At 37.4% G+C, this 13,314-nt stretch carries 15 protein-coding genes; 13 read left to right on the forward strand and 2 right to left on the reverse strand.

Annotation, left to right across the window (positions count from 1 at the left end; all coding sequences use genetic code 11):
* The first annotated feature begins 1 nt into the window (after window position 1).
* From rsmI to FEE95_RS06650, 8 genes are all read left to right on the forward strand, one after another.
* Window positions 2-673 (forward strand): 16S rRNA (cytidine(1402)-2'-O)-methyltransferase, encoded by a 672-nt coding sequence (gene rsmI, locus FEE95_RS06615; protein WP_138657090.1) that lies wholly within the window; start codon window positions 2-4, stop codon window positions 671-673.
* Between the two features lie 36 nt (window positions 674-709).
* Window positions 710-1,840 carry a DUF819 family protein gene (locus tag FEE95_RS06620; RefSeq protein ID WP_138657091.1) on the forward strand — a complete coding sequence of 377 codons (1,131 nt, stop codon included), beginning with the start codon at window positions 710-712 and terminating at the stop codon, window positions 1,838-1,840.
* Between the two features lie 70 nt (window positions 1,841-1,910).
* Window positions 1,911-2,963: a helix-turn-helix domain-containing protein gene (locus tag FEE95_RS06625; RefSeq protein WP_138657092.1), complete on the forward strand. Its 1,053-nt coding sequence runs from the start codon at window positions 1,911-1,913 to the stop codon at window positions 2,961-2,963.
* Window positions 2,964-3,036: 73 nt separating this feature from the next.
* The gene (locus tag FEE95_RS06630) at window positions 3,037-3,390 is read left to right on the forward strand and encodes a hypothetical protein (RefSeq protein ID WP_138657093.1); all 354 of its coding nucleotides are present in this window, start codon (window positions 3,037-3,039) and stop codon (window positions 3,388-3,390) included.
* Between the two features lie 31 nt (window positions 3,391-3,421).
* Window positions 3,422-3,892: a YHS domain-containing (seleno)protein gene (locus tag FEE95_RS06635; protein WP_138657094.1), complete on the forward strand. Its 471-nt coding sequence runs from the start codon at window positions 3,422-3,424 to the stop codon at window positions 3,890-3,892.
* A gap of 29 nt (window positions 3,893-3,921) precedes the next feature.
* Window positions 3,922-4,284, forward strand: a complete 363-nt coding sequence (locus tag FEE95_RS06640) for an SPW repeat domain-containing protein (RefSeq protein ID WP_138657095.1) — start codon at window positions 3,922-3,924, stop codon at window positions 4,282-4,284.
* Window positions 4,285-4,572: 288 nt separating this feature from the next.
* Entirely contained in the window at window positions 4,573-5,142 is a 570-nt protein-coding gene (locus tag FEE95_RS06645) for a uracil-DNA glycosylase family protein (RefSeq protein ID WP_138657096.1), read from the forward strand.
* Window positions 5,143-5,172: 30 nt separating this feature from the next.
* Window positions 5,173-7,137 (forward strand): AAA family ATPase, encoded by a 1,965-nt coding sequence (locus FEE95_RS06650; RefSeq protein ID WP_138657097.1) that lies wholly within the window; start codon window positions 5,173-5,175, stop codon window positions 7,135-7,137.
* A gap of 51 nt (window positions 7,138-7,188) precedes the next feature.
* On the opposite strand, the gene FEE95_RS06655 is transcribed toward FEE95_RS06650, so the two are convergent.
* Window positions 7,189-7,791: a carboxymuconolactone decarboxylase family protein gene (locus tag FEE95_RS06655; RefSeq protein ID WP_138657098.1), complete on the reverse strand. Its 603-nt coding sequence runs from the start codon at window positions 7,789-7,791 to the stop codon at window positions 7,189-7,191.
* 61 nt (window positions 7,792-7,852) lie between these two features.
* Between FEE95_RS06655 and FEE95_RS06660 the strand changes: the two genes are divergently transcribed.
* The 5 genes from FEE95_RS06660 to FEE95_RS06680 are packed head-to-tail and all read left to right on the forward strand — an operon-like array spanning window position 7,853 to window position 12,531.
* Entirely contained in the window at window positions 7,853-8,281 is a 429-nt protein-coding gene (locus tag FEE95_RS06660; protein ID WP_138657099.1) for an OsmC family protein, read from the forward strand.
* A 10-nt stretch (window positions 8,282-8,291) separates the two neighbouring features.
* Entirely contained in the window at window positions 8,292-9,176 is an 885-nt protein-coding gene (locus tag FEE95_RS06665; RefSeq protein WP_138657100.1) for a haloalkane dehalogenase, read from the forward strand.
* Between the two features lie 9 nt (window positions 9,177-9,185).
* Complete coding sequence (gene recJ, locus FEE95_RS06670; RefSeq protein WP_138657101.1) at window positions 9,186-10,874, forward strand: single-stranded-DNA-specific exonuclease RecJ; 1,689 nt, start codon at window positions 9,186-9,188, stop codon at window positions 10,872-10,874.
* Window positions 10,871-11,257: a VOC family protein gene (locus tag FEE95_RS06675; protein WP_138657102.1), complete on the forward strand. Its 387-nt coding sequence runs from the start codon at window positions 10,871-10,873 to the stop codon at window positions 11,255-11,257. The genes recJ and FEE95_RS06675 overlap by 4 nt, the downstream gene beginning before the upstream one ends.
* A complete protein-coding gene (locus FEE95_RS06680) occupies window positions 11,257-12,531 on the forward strand; it encodes an MFS transporter (RefSeq protein ID WP_138657103.1) in 1,275 nt (424 codons plus the stop codon). The genes FEE95_RS06675 and FEE95_RS06680 overlap by 1 nt, the downstream gene beginning before the upstream one ends.
* On the opposite strand, the gene FEE95_RS06685 is transcribed toward FEE95_RS06680, so the two are convergent.
* Entirely contained in the window at window positions 12,521-13,282 is a 762-nt protein-coding gene (locus FEE95_RS06685; RefSeq protein WP_138657574.1) for a UDP-2,3-diacylglucosamine diphosphatase, read from the reverse strand. The two genes, FEE95_RS06680 and FEE95_RS06685, sit on opposite strands and share 11 nt — an antisense overlap.
* Window positions 13,283-13,314: the final 32 nt, after the last annotated feature.

Here is a 13,314-nt window from a genome sequence, read left to right on the forward strand (position 1 = left end):
AATGGAAAAATTATATTTAGTTCCTACGCCGATAGGAAACCTAGAAGACATGACCTTGCGCGCAATTCGTGTGCTAAAAGAAGCGGATGTGATTCTAGCGGAAGACACCCGTACTAGCGGAAAGCTTTTGCGACACTTTGAAATCAGTACTCCCATGCAAAGTCATCATATGCATAATGAGCACAAAACTGCTGATGCACTTGTAAAACGTATACAAGCTGGAGAGAGGATTGCGCTGATCTCCGACGCAGGCACCCCAGCAATCTCTGACCCGGGATTTCTGTTGACCCGCACTTGTGTAGAAAATGGAGTTGAAGTGGAAAGTCTACCAGGCGCGACGGCATTCGTTCCCGCACTCGTGAATAGCGGACTCCCCAATGATAAATTTGTTTTTGAGGGATTTCTCCCTGTTAAAAAGGGAAGGCAAACTCGTTTGAAGTTTTTAGCAGAAGAAGCACGAACTATGGTTTTTTATGAGTCTCCACATAAACTATTGAAAACACTAGGAAATTTTGTAGAATATTTCGGTGGAGATAGATCTGTTTCAGTTTCACGGGAATTAACCAAACTCTACGAAGAAACCATTCGTGGAACTGCCGAAGAAATTTTAAAACACTACACTGAAAAACCGCCCAAAGGCGAAATTGTTATTGTGGTTGGGGGAAAGAAATAGTTGTTTTACTATCGTGAATTGTTTTAAATTGAACTCATGTTAACACCATGGGTCATTTCATTTTTCACTGTAATCACTGTTTACTTTCTAGACCGTTGGGAAAACAAACACATTAAATCACTTTTCGATTGGGTACCAGCCATTTTGTTAGCCTATTTGATTCCTGCGTCGATATCTTTTTTTATGGACGTTGACTACTCTCAAGCAGATATACATAATTTTAGCAAAGATTATCTTATTCCATTGGCAATCATAGCTGTAATGAGCAGTTTGTCTATTGGACAATTAAAAGCCATCGGATGGAAACCAATTATAGTATTTGTAGCGGGTTCATTATTCATTGCTGTTTTCCCCGTTTTCTTGGGATTGGGTCTAATGGACAGCAATTTGGTAAACGAAACCTTAATCAATCAGGACTATTGGAAAGGAATTCCACCTATCGTGGGAAGCTGGATTGGTGGAAGTACAAGCCAGTTGGTATTAAAAGAGCTGGTTGAATGTCCTGAAAATATCTTCCTATCCGTTTTGGTGATGGATAATATCTTGGTCAATATATGGACGATTTTGATGTTTCAGACAATTAAGAAAAGTAAGTTTTTAAACAAGCGATTTAAGATTACTGATATCACCATACCAGAGGATTTACGGACTGAAGCTAAAGATCCATTATCTCCTTGGCTATGTGGATTAATACTTTTAGGAGGTGTTGTTGCCTGCAATTTCATAATCGAAAGTTTTGTGGGTAGGGTGGTTATCCTTTCTTTTTTAGGCCTAGTACTAAGCAATTTTATTCCCATATGGAATTTCAACTTTACCCTTAAAATAGGAGGTTTATTAATCATCATCGTTATGGCTGTTTTAGGATTAAAACTTCAATTCGCCACCTTAGGCTTCAACACTTCGTTTCTAGGGTTTTTAATCGTTTGGCTTGTTGGTCATTTTGTCTTTATGATATTAATTGCGAAGTTGTTGAATGTGAATATGGCCTGGGTGCCCATCGCTAGCATGGCCAATGTTGGAGGTATCGCAACAGCACCCGCTGTAACAGCTGCTTACGAAAAGAAATGGATGCCTCATGCGATTGTTTTGGCTATTCTAAGCATGGCCACTGGCACTTTTTGGGGAATGTTGACCATTTATTTATTAAAGAGTTATTTTGTTACCTAAATTTTGCTTAGAGTATACAGTGTTAACACTATTAATATTTTACGACTAAAACCTCAAAAACCAACATCTTGTGGTAACGAAGCTTCTTCCTGAAATCGACAAGGTTTATTTCATAGACAGCTATACCCTTATCCATATCCTTGAGGGTTCAGGAAATATTCAAGTAGATTTTGAGAATTATTTTGACTGGGAAAACAAAGCCATTTACCTTGAAAAGGGCCAATATATCAAGTTTTTATCCGAAGATTTTGTGGTGCGCAAAATAGAGTTTCCTGACGAAACCATGTTCCGGAATAAAGACGTTCGTGTTCTTTTCAAACATTTAATATCCTTGGGATATATTGATTTTGCAGAATGTTCTGACTGCAAAAGCTTTTTGGACAAATCTATTTTTTCCGAAGATACTCAGGAGATTATCGATATTTCCTCCAAACAATGGTATTGGCAGAATCCTTTTCAAGCAAGTAGGAGCGAATATCAAATTATTTTTGATGTCAAAGAGGTAATAGATGAACAATTCCCCAATAACCTGTCCAATACTGATTTGGTCAAGTTGATAAATGAAAATGGAGTGGATGCACAAGCATTGGTCCACAAAAAAATCGGCCTGTCAATCAACAAATTGTTGAGTAAAAAAAGATTGGTAGAAAGCAAGCGTAAAATTGCTTTTTCAGATAAGAATATACAAGAGATTTCATTTGAAATGGGGTATAAAGATGCCGCATATTTTAATAGAATATTTAAAAACACCACTGGCAGTACACCTTCAGAGTTTCGTATGAATTTTGATTTTAAAGAACGTGATACTTTTGTTCAAGACATCATCGGTCTTATAAAAGCATATCATGCCGAACAGCGCTCATTGGAGTTCTATGCTGACAAGATGAATCTAGCGGTAAAAACACTTTCCAAAAAAACCCGTGATAAACTGAATACTTCATTAGGGCAATTAATTCGGAGTGAACTGATAAGTTCTTCGAAAATTAGATTAGCCGAAGACACTCCAATTCATGAGATTGCATATCAATTGGGTTTTGAGGAGGCTAATCATTTTTCGAACTTCTTTAAACACTATACAGGTAAGACTCCCACAGCTTTCCAATCAGAAAAGTACAATTCTTAGCGCCTTTTTTGTACTAAACAAACTTCAAACATACTCCATCTTTGCAGTGTAAAAATTCACTAAAAAGAGTAAGATGGATATTAAAACACAAGTAACTAAAATAGATGCAATCGTAGCTCAAGGAGCTATTGTTGATGCTGTAAAGCAATACTTTGCGGATAACGCTACTACTTCAGACTATGGAGGTGGTGCAACGAACGGAAAACCTGAAATGATTTCTAAAATGGAAGGTTTCGCAGGAGCAATTGCTGCTGTAAATGGAATAACACACCATAATTCTATTGTAGACGGAAACGTCTCTGCCTCAGAATTTACATTTGATTTTGACATGAAAGATGGGAGCAAAATTTACTGGCATGAAATCATTCGTCGTGTTTGGAACGAGGAAGGGAAAGTAATTCAGGAAGAATACTTTAACGCCGCTTAAAAAAGAACAATAACAATTTAAAATTATTTAAATGAAAACTTTAAAAACAATAGTAACCGTAATTGCTTTCGTATTTGCCACTACGATATCAGCTCAAGATAACAAGGCGAATAATATCGATAATAGTAACATTGCCTTAGAAGGATATAGTCCCGTGTCGTATTTAGACTTAGGCTTGGCTCAAAGAGGTAACAAAGCGTATAAGTCTGAACACCAAAAAATGGCATACTACTTCACTTCAGCTGAGCAAAAGGCAACTTTTGATAAGAACCCTGATAAGTATTTACCTCAGTATGGTGGTTTCTGTGCCTTTGGAATTTATGCCGGAGCTAAGTTCAGGGTAGACCCAAATAAATTCATCGTACAAGACGGAAAGTACTACTTGTTCTTGAACAATGTAGAATTGGATGCCAAACAATTATGGTTGGTGGACAACGATCATACGAAGTTGAAAGGTGTCGCAGATACGAACTGGAAAGGCTTAAGTAAAACACACAATTAAAAAAACACCAACCATAAAATAATAGAAACATGAAATTTGTTACAAAAGAAATACACGCTTATTTAGATTACCCAGTTGCTCTTGCCTTAATAGCTTTACCCTTTTTGCTAGGACTAGGAAGTGCTAACCCATTGGCTATGCAGCTTTCCATTGCAACAGGAATTGCAGCATTTGTACTAACGCTATTGACTGACCACCATTTGGGTGCCTTTCGAGTGATACCTTATAAGTTTCACCTTATTGTCGATTTTTTGGTGGCCGTAGTTTTTATAGCAGCTCCTTTTGTTTTATCCTTTGAAGGAATAGATGCTATGTACTATTGGATTATTGGAGCTACCGTTTTAGTTGTAGTAGGTCTACATAAGGCAGAGCCAGAGTCCAGTACAAACTAAGCTTGTATAAATTAAAAAATTGGTTGGTTTCTCACCAAACATGCAAAGTTTTGCATGCTTTGGTGGGTTACCAATTTATGGTATATGATGAAAGTAGTTTTAATTGACAATAGCACCAAAGAGCACCTTGGATGACTTCAGATTCAGACTCAACCGCATACTAATGAATGGATTGCCTTTAAAGAAAAAATGTTTACCATACACAGAGTTATTCATACGGAAAAGGGAATCAAACTTATGGTAACACCTGTTCGCTAAGCATTTCATACATTTAAAAAACTTTTGACCATGGAAAAACTGTTGAAAGACATACGAGCTTGTGAGGTATGTAAGGCCCATTTGCCTTTAGGTCCAAGACCTATTGTCGCCTGTCACCCTGATGCAAAAATCATCATCATAGGCCAAGCGCCTGGCACAAAAGTTCATGAAACAGGAGTTCCATGGGATGACCCTAGTGGAAGACAATTGCGAAAATGGTTAGGCGTTTCTGATGAAGTTTTTTATGATGAAACCAAAATTGCCTTAGTTCCGATGGGTTTCTGTTACCCCGGAAAAGGAAAAGGGGGAGACTTACCACCGCGAACAGAATGCGCTCCTTTATGGCACCAACAACTTTGGGATAGCATGCCCAACCTAGAATTAATTATTCTAATAGGTACTTATGCCCAGAAGTATTATTTGAAAGAGCAAATGGAAAAGAATTTGACAGAGACCGTTAAGGCCTATAAAAAATATGCTCCTAAATATTTCCCGTTGCCGCACCCTTCTCCAAGAAATCGATTTTGGCTGACGAAGAATCCTTGGTTTGATATTGAAGTTGTTGAGGAACTACAAAAAATGGTTTCAAAGATTGTTTGACAATAAATCTTTTTGGACTAAATTTCCTACATGTATTTAAAATTTGTTTTTCATGATAGTCAGATGCCAAATGAATTTGGAGATGGTGGTGCTGAGAGTGTTTACTATAGCAATGATTTAAGAGTGTTTTCAAATATTGATAAAGAAAAATTAGACTTTCTTGGCCCATATTCGAAATTGAATTTATTCGTTGGTGCAAATAACTCTGGCAAAAGTAGATTTTTGAGAGGGCTGTTAAAGTCCGAAAAAGGGATGTTTGAAATTTCAAGTTCAGAACAAAACATTAAAAGTTGTATTGAAAAATATCAAAAATGGATTGATAAAGAATATAGTCTTTTAAATAGTCTGAATCATCTTGTTGCTACTGAGGTAAGTAAAATAATGCACGAAGTAAACCGGATGCAAGATGATTACAATAAAATAGTTGGCAATCCAGATTCGTATCTGCCAAAACTGGAAGAAATAATTAGTAAAGAAGATTTAGACATCTCTGAAATAAAGAAAAAGACAGGAGGCTTAATGGAAAGCTCCCCTATTGACAGCACTAGGACACGAGCTCTTTTTAAAAAGCTAGAGTTATTTGATATTTTAAAATCCTTTAGAGATGAGATAAAATTTAGCACAAAGAATCAAGTCAAAAATAAGCTGTACATCCCTATACTAAGGAGTATTAAAAAAAGCACAAAAATCAATGAAAGAGCTTTTGTTGAAACAGTCGTAGAACTTTACGACTTAAAAGAGCAGATGTATAAAATTTTTACAGGACTTGATTTATTCGATCAAGTCTTAAATATTAGAAATGATTTAAAAGAACAAAGAATTGGTTTTGAACGCTTTGAATCTTTTTTGTCTAAATATTTTTTTGGAGGCAAGAGTGTTGAAATAATATCACATTTACAGGAAAATGTTTTAAGAGTTTATGTTGATGGAGAAGAAAGAAAAATACATGATATTGGAGATGGTATTCAATCGATAATATTATTGCTATTTCCAATATTCACAGCACACACAAATACTTGGATTTTTATTGAAGAGCCAGAAACATATTTGCATCCAGGGTTGCAAAGGATTTTTATTGAAACCTTAATTAATGATGATTTTTTAAAAACTAAAAATCTTAGATATTTTTTTACAACCCATTCTAACCATCTTTTGGACAAGTCTATTGAAAGTAATGAAATTTCGATATTCCAATTTGAGAAAAAAAGCAAGGAGAGATTTGATATAAAAACAAATGTCAAACCAAATAAGGAAGTTCTTGACCTATTAGGTGTTAATGCTTCTTCTGTGTTTTTAGCGAATACTTCATTGTGGGTAGAAGGTCCAACAGATAGAAAGTATATTTCTAAATTTCTAAGGCTATATTGTGAACACCATGAGAATGAATATCTTAAAGAAGATATTGATTTTGCATTTTTTGAATATGGGGGCAATTTAATCGCGCATTATTTATTTGAAGAGGATGAATTTGAAGAAAACCCCAAAGAAGTTAGGGAGAAAATCAATTCATTTGCTCTATCCAAAAAGATTTACTTGTTGGCTGATTCGGATAACGCAGACATGAGGACAGCAAAGGGGAAAAGAAGAATAGAACTAGAAAAATTATCTGCTGAATCTGAAAATTTTGAATATCAAAGCACCGTAGTTAGGGAAATTGAGAACTTGTTACCGAAGGTTACGATTAAGAATTACATGAAAAAGTTGGTAAAGAAGGAAGCCGAAGATAAATTGAAAAAGATTGATTTTAAACAATCCGACTTCGAGAAAGTAGGAATTGCTAAATTTTATATGGATAATTTTAAAGAGGCAGGAATACCTGTTAGTAAGCAAAGAAAATTTAAGCCTGATGGTAAATCTGAAACTTTGAATAGTACGTATAAAACAGGCCTTTGCGATTTTTTTCTGAATTCCAATATTAGTTATGAGGAACTTATATTGAATAACCCTAAACTTGACCAAATACTTGGAAACTTATATGATTTCATCGAAAACTAAACCCTACCAAAAAGGCAGGGTCCAATATCTATAAGCGAAGCGGTCTAAAATCTAATACCTACTCCCATCATGTTTCCCTTTTTCCCAACCGTGTTTTCCTAAATATTGGTCGCCACTTTCAACAGCACCTTCTTCGATAGATGTTCCCATGGAGTCATTCCAACGATTCAAATATCCGAATAAAGAAATCACACCAAGCATTTCTACAATTTCACCTTCATTCCAATGTTCGTATAAACGCGCTTTGATTTCAGCATCTACGCCATTTGGAACTTGTGAAGCTTGTAAAGAAAAATCCAAAGCAGCACGTTCTGCTTCTGAAAACGCAGGGTGGGTTCGGTACTCCCAAATATTATCCAATTGTTCTTGTTCAGCTCCGTAACGTTCCGCGGCACGAATGGCGTGTGCTTGACAATAGCGACATCCTGTAGCATTACTACTTACCCAGGCAATCATACGTTTTAAGGCTGAAGTCACACGACCTTCATTAGCCATCACTGCCTTGTTTAAATTTATAAAAGCTTTTGAAATGGCAGGGCGGTGTTGCATTGTCAATACCGAATTCGGGCAAAACCCTAGGGTTTCATTAAAGAATTTGGCCAGTTCTGCAGTTTCAGGACTATGACTTGAATCAAGCGGATTTACTAAGGGCATATTGTAAATTTTTTAAGTAGTTTTTATCTTACTTTTGTGAACACACAAGAAACGAAAATTTATGGCGACTACAAATCATATTATGACGAAATGGCTAGGAAATATGGCCTTTGAAAGTAATAACCCTTCAGGGCATAATTTTAAAATCGATATTGCGAAAGAAGACGGTGGCGATAGCAGTGGATTTCGACCGAAAGCTTTGATGCTTTCTTCCCTTGCTGGGTGTTCTGGACTAGACGTTGCATCTTTAATGAAGAAGATGAAATTGGAGGTGGAAGAGTTTACTATTGAAACAATCGCCAATCTTACGGATGAACATCCTAAGTTTTATGACAAAGTGGTTATCGAATACCATTTTCATGGAAAAAATCTTGAAGAGAAGAAGCTACAAAGAGCGGTGGATTTATCTATTGAAAAGTACTGCGGCGTAATGGAAATGTTTCGCCAGTTTGCAGAGCTTGATATCAAAACCATTTTTCATTACAACTAGTTGAAGTTGAATGGAATTTGTAAGAACACCTTCGAAGCGTTTTGAAAACCTGCCTGGTTTTGATTTTAAAGAAAACTATGTGCAGTTTCAAGATATGCAAATGCACTATTTGGATGAGGGTTCGGGGAAGGTAATTTTAGCATTACATGGCGAACCTAGCTGGTGTTTCTTATATCGAAAATTCATACCTGAATTAGAAAGTTACCGCTTTATTGCCCCTGATTTTTTTGGTTTTGGAAAATCAGATAAACCGACTCAAACCAAAGACTATAGTTATGAATTCCATTTAAAGACATTGACTCATTTTTGTGAGAAGCTAGAGCTTAAGGATATTACTTTGGTCGTTCAAGATTGGGGAGGTTTATTGGGTCTCGGCCTACTTGGTCAGCACCCAGATTGGTTTAAGAGAGTAGTGATTATGAATACCTTTTTACCCATAGGAAAACCTCTAAAATTACCATTTAGAATCTGGCAGTGGTTCGCCAAATATCATCCGTCGATTCCTGTGAGTGGCATTATTAAATATGCTAGTTATACTAATCTTTCGAAAGAGGTTTTAAGTGCCTATGACGCTCCTTTTCCAAATAAAAAATATAAGGCCGGCGCAAGAATTTTTCCTTCATTAGTACCAAGCAAGAAGAATGACCCTTCGGTAAAGTATCTTAAAAAGGCAAGAGAGGTTTTAACCAATTGGAATAAACCAGCATTGGTATTATTTTCAGATAAAGACAAAGTGTTAGGAGGTTTGGAAAAGTTCTTTTATAAATTAATTCCGACGGCTAATGATCAGCAAAAAATTATAATCAAAGATGCCGGACATTTTTTGCAGGAGGAAAAGGGCGAGGAGATTGCTAGGTATATTGATGCGTTTATAAAAAGGGAATTAGAAGTATAATCATTTAGAATGCGCTGGACTATAAAACCAAAACCTGAACAAAAAGAAATTGACCGCCTGGCCTCGGAGCTAAAGATCGATTCTTTGGTTGCGCATTTATTGTTACAAAGAGGAATTTCGACCTATGAAACGGCAAAAAAGTTCTTCCGTCCGCAACTTTCTGATTTGCATGATCCTTTTTTGATGAAGGATATGGATGTTGCCGTTGCCCGAATTGAAACTGCAATAGCTGAAGGTGAAAACATCCTAGTGTATGGCGATTATGACGTAGACGGAACGACATCCGTAGCGTTGGTTTCTTCCTATCTTTTAAGCTTTTACCCTAATGTGGCTACATATATTCCGGACAGATATGGAGAAGGTTACGGCGTTTCTTATCAAGGAATCGATTTTGCAGAAGACAATGATTTTTCACTGATTATTGCTTTAGATTGTGGCGTAAAGGCGATTGACAAAGTAACGTATGCCCAAGAGAAACAAATTGATTTTATTATTTGTGACCACCACCGTCCTGGAGATAGTTTGCCGGAAGCCGTTGCTGTTTTAGATCCTAAGCGTGATGATTGTGAATATCCCTATGATGAGCTTTGTGGTTGCGGAGTTGGTTTTAAATTGATTCAAGCTTTGGCTTCACAACATGAAGAAACGATTGATGATTTGATTCCCTATTTAGATTTGGTGGCAACTGCTATCGGTGCTGACATTGTCCCCATAACAGGAGAAAATCGAATATTGGCCTATCACGGACTAAAGGTTATCAACTCCAATCCGAGAATTGGGTTTAAAGCAATTATCAATCAAACAAAAAAACCGATTCTTACGATTACCGATGTGGTTTTTATCATCGCCCCGCGTATCAATGCGGCTGGACGTATGAAGCATGGGCAACATGCCGTAAATCTATTGACCGAAACGGATATAGATCAGGCAACCAAGTTTGCCGCGGGCATAGAAAAATATAATATCGACCGTAGGAGTCTTGACAAAGAAATTACGCAAGAGGCCCTTGCCCAAATTCAGCAAAATAAGGAAGAAGAAGGATTCACATCTGTCGTTTACAAAGACTCGTGGCACAAAGGGGTTATAGGTATTGTAGCCTCCAGATTGACGGAAACCTATTATCGCCCAACTTTGGTGTTTACCAAAAGTGGAGATAAATTGGCGGCTTCGGCTCGTTCCGTGAAAGGATTTGACGTGTATAATGCCCTAAAGGGATGTTCTGATTACATAGAGCAATTTGGAGGACATAAATATGCCGCAGGGCTAACCTTGCTAGAAGAACAGTATGGTAATTTTAAACATCAATTTGAAAAAGTAGTTTCCGAAACCATTGACCCAAACTTGCTTACTCCAGAAATTGCAGTGGACATGACCATAGAAGTAAAAGACATCACCCCTAAATTAATGCGGATTTTAAAACAGTTTGCTCCGTTTGGTCCAGGAAATATGACACCCGTTTTTATGGCGGAAAACCTTCAAGATTCTGGTTATGCGAAAGGCGTGGGGCAAGATGGTGCACACCTTAAACTTGCCGTTACTCAAGATGGCTGGGGACCCATAGGAGGTATAGGTTTTAATTTGGGAGATAAACTTCCGTTGATCATTAATCGAAAGACCTTTGATGCGGTTTTCTCATTAGATGAAAACGAGTGGCAGGGCAATGTGAGTTTGCAATTGAAGTTAAAAGATTTGAAATGAGAATCGAACACATTGCCATTTGGGTTTCTGACATTGAAAATATGCGAAGTTTTTACGAGCACTATTTTGATGCCCAATCAGGAGAAAAATATGTGAACGATAAGAAGAACTTTACTTCTTATTTTCTGAGTTTTAAGGAAGGTTCGCGACTTGAACTGATGCACAAACCAGAGATATTGACTTCAGATCGTCTTGAAAAGGAATACTTGGGATTAATTCATTTTGCGATTTCAGTTGGGTCCAAAGAGAGGGTCAATTTCCTTACTGAAAAGTTAAGGAAAGATGGCTTTAGAATTGTTGGCGAGCCAAGAACAACAGGAGATGGGTACTATGAAAGTGTAGTTTTAGACCCTGAGGGGAATCGAATAGAAATCACGATTTAATGTCTAAATCCCTTGACCCCTACGCTGCCCTCCGATTTCGAGAATTCAATATATTTTTAGCAGCCCGTTTTGCCATGGTATTTGCATGGTCAATGCAGTTTATCGTTATTGAATGGCAAGTATATTCAATGACAAAAGACCCCTGGTCTTTGGGACTTATTGGACTTATAGAGGTTACTCCCGCGGTCTTGGTGGCACTATTCGCTGGTCACATTGTAGATCAAAAGGAAAAACGAAACCTACTGATTAAATGTGTTCTAGGCTTCTCGGTTATCAGTCTCGGGCTTTTTCTATTAAGTGACCCTTCTCTCACATCAGAAATAAGTTCAAATGCCATTTTATATTCTATTTATTTTTTAGTTTTTTTGGGAGGAATTGTCCGTGCCTTTATAGGCCCAACTATTTTCTCATTGATTGCTTTAATCGTTCCTAAAAGGGCCTATCCGAATGCGGCTACATGGAGCAGTACTACTTGGCAAATGGCATCAGTGCTAGGCCCAGCTTTAGCTGGATTTTCAATTAGCTTCATTGGCGTTCATTGGTCTATGTGTCTTATACTCGCATTTTCCATCATAGCCCTGATTGCTATTTCACAAATTTCGCGAAAGCCTATTATGAATCCGAAAATTGGTGAACCTGTTTTTCAAAGTTTAAAAGAAGGACTAGATTTTGTTTTTGAATCAAAGGCTATTTTTGGAGCCCTAACCTTGGATATGGTTGCCGTACTTTTCGGTGGAGCTGTTGCCTTGCTTCCTGTTTTTGCCCAAGATATTTTGCAAGTTGGCTCTGTAGGTTTTGGAGTTTTAAGAGCGGCTCCAGCGGTAGGAGCAGTGATAACCATGGTGGGTTCTACCCGCTTTCCTATTCATAAATATGCAGGAAAAAAACTCCTTTGGGCAGTATTTGGATTTGGGATAAGTATTATTGTGTTCGGACTTTCAACTTCCTTTTGGCTATCGGTATTTGCCTTATTTATGAGTGGTGCTTTGGATGGAATTTCAATGGTAATTCGTCAAACCATACTGCAATTGAAAACTCCAGATGAAATGCGGGGCAGAGTGGCTTCGGTAAATTCTATTTTTGTGGGTTCTTCAAATGAGCTTGGAGCTTTCGAAAGTGGAGCAACAGCTAAGCTTATGGGCACAGTTACAGCGGTAGTATTTGGAGGAACAATGACACTTTTGACAGTTGGCTTCACCGCATTTATCTCACCGTCTTTTCGAAAGCTTGATTTGCAGTCTGCTGTTGAAGAACACGAAGCAACTAGTCCTTAGGGTATTTCTCCAAAGAAAGTTGTTCGCCATCAAAAACAGCATAGGTGTAGTAGTTAATCCAATCCCCGAGATTGGTGTATTTTGATTTACCTTCTAATTCGATTTCTAAGGGAAGGTGTCTATGTCCAAAGATAAAATGGTCGTAGTGTTGGGTTTCCAGTTTTCGTTTGGCATATTGAACCAACCATTCTTTGTCTTCTCCTAAAAATTGCGCATCCTCGTCCCCAGAAATTAATTTGTTCTTTACTGAAAAGTATTGTGCCAAACGAACACCCCAATCGGGATGCAACCATCTATACAGCCATTTTGAAACTGGGTTTGTAAATACCTTTTTCATTCGTTTGTAGCCCTTATCATGAGGCCCTAAACCATCGCCGTGACCTATAAAGAAAGAAACACCGTTGATTTCATATTGCTGAGGTTTGTGAAAGACGGGAATGTTGAGTTCTTCTTCAAAATAGCCATTCATCCACAAATCATGATTGCCTACGAAATAGTAGATAGGAATACCGGAATCTGAAATTTCCGCCAATTTCCCTAAAGTTCTGATAAATCCTTTGGGAACAACCGTTTTATATTCCATCCAGAAGTCAAAAAGATCGCCGAGCAGGAATATTGCTCCGGCATCTGTTTTGATTTCATCTAACCATGCCACAAACTTTTTTTCTCTAGGACGACTAGCCTCTATAGTAGGAGCACCTAGGTGATTGTCACTAGCAAAATATACATTTTTGCCCTGCGGTATGTTAATGGTCGTCATTTAGATGTAAAGATAGGAAAAAG

This window comes from Maribacter algarum (ex Zhang et al. 2020) (assembly GCF_005885635.1).
Classification (GTDB): domain Bacteria; phylum Bacteroidota; class Bacteroidia; order Flavobacteriales; family Flavobacteriaceae; genus Maribacter_C; species Maribacter_C algarum.

What these genes read in the sequence shown, in the direction of transcription:
- rsmI (WP_138657090.1), top strand. Translation starts at nt 2, where the DNA reads ATGGAAAAATTATATTTAGTTCCTACGCCGATAGGAAACCTAGAAGAC.
- FEE95_RS06620 (WP_138657091.1), top strand. Translation starts at nt 710, where the DNA reads ATGTTAACACCATGGGTCATTTCATTTTTCACTGTAATCACTGTTTAC.
- FEE95_RS06630 (WP_138657093.1), top strand. Translation starts at nt 3,037, where the DNA reads ATGGATATTAAAACACAAGTAACTAAAATAGATGCAATCGTAGCTCAA.
- FEE95_RS06635 (WP_138657094.1), top strand. Translation starts at nt 3,422, where the DNA reads ATGAAAACTTTAAAAACAATAGTAACCGTAATTGCTTTCGTATTTGCC.
- FEE95_RS06640 (WP_138657095.1), top strand. Translation starts at nt 3,922, where the DNA reads ATGAAATTTGTTACAAAAGAAATACACGCTTATTTAGATTACCCAGTT.
- FEE95_RS06645 (WP_138657096.1), top strand. Translation starts at nt 4,573, where the DNA reads ATGGAAAAACTGTTGAAAGACATACGAGCTTGTGAGGTATGTAAGGCC.
- FEE95_RS06650 (WP_138657097.1), top strand. Translation starts at nt 5,173, where the DNA reads ATGTATTTAAAATTTGTTTTTCATGATAGTCAGATGCCAAATGAATTT.
- FEE95_RS06655 (WP_138657098.1), bottom strand. Translation starts at nt 7,791, where the DNA reads ATGCCCTTAGTAAATCCGCTTGATTCAAGTCATAGTCCTGAAACTGCA.
- FEE95_RS06660 (WP_138657099.1), top strand. Translation starts at nt 7,853, where the DNA reads ATGGCGACTACAAATCATATTATGACGAAATGGCTAGGAAATATGGCC.
- FEE95_RS06665 (WP_138657100.1), top strand. Translation starts at nt 8,292, where the DNA reads ATGGAATTTGTAAGAACACCTTCGAAGCGTTTTGAAAACCTGCCTGGT.
- recJ (WP_138657101.1), top strand. Translation starts at nt 9,186, where the DNA reads ATGCGCTGGACTATAAAACCAAAACCTGAACAAAAAGAAATTGACCGC.
- FEE95_RS06675 (WP_138657102.1), top strand. Translation starts at nt 10,871, where the DNA reads ATGAGAATCGAACACATTGCCATTTGGGTTTCTGACATTGAAAATATG.
- FEE95_RS06680 (WP_138657103.1), top strand. Translation starts at nt 11,257, where the DNA reads ATGTCTAAATCCCTTGACCCCTACGCTGCCCTCCGATTTCGAGAATTC.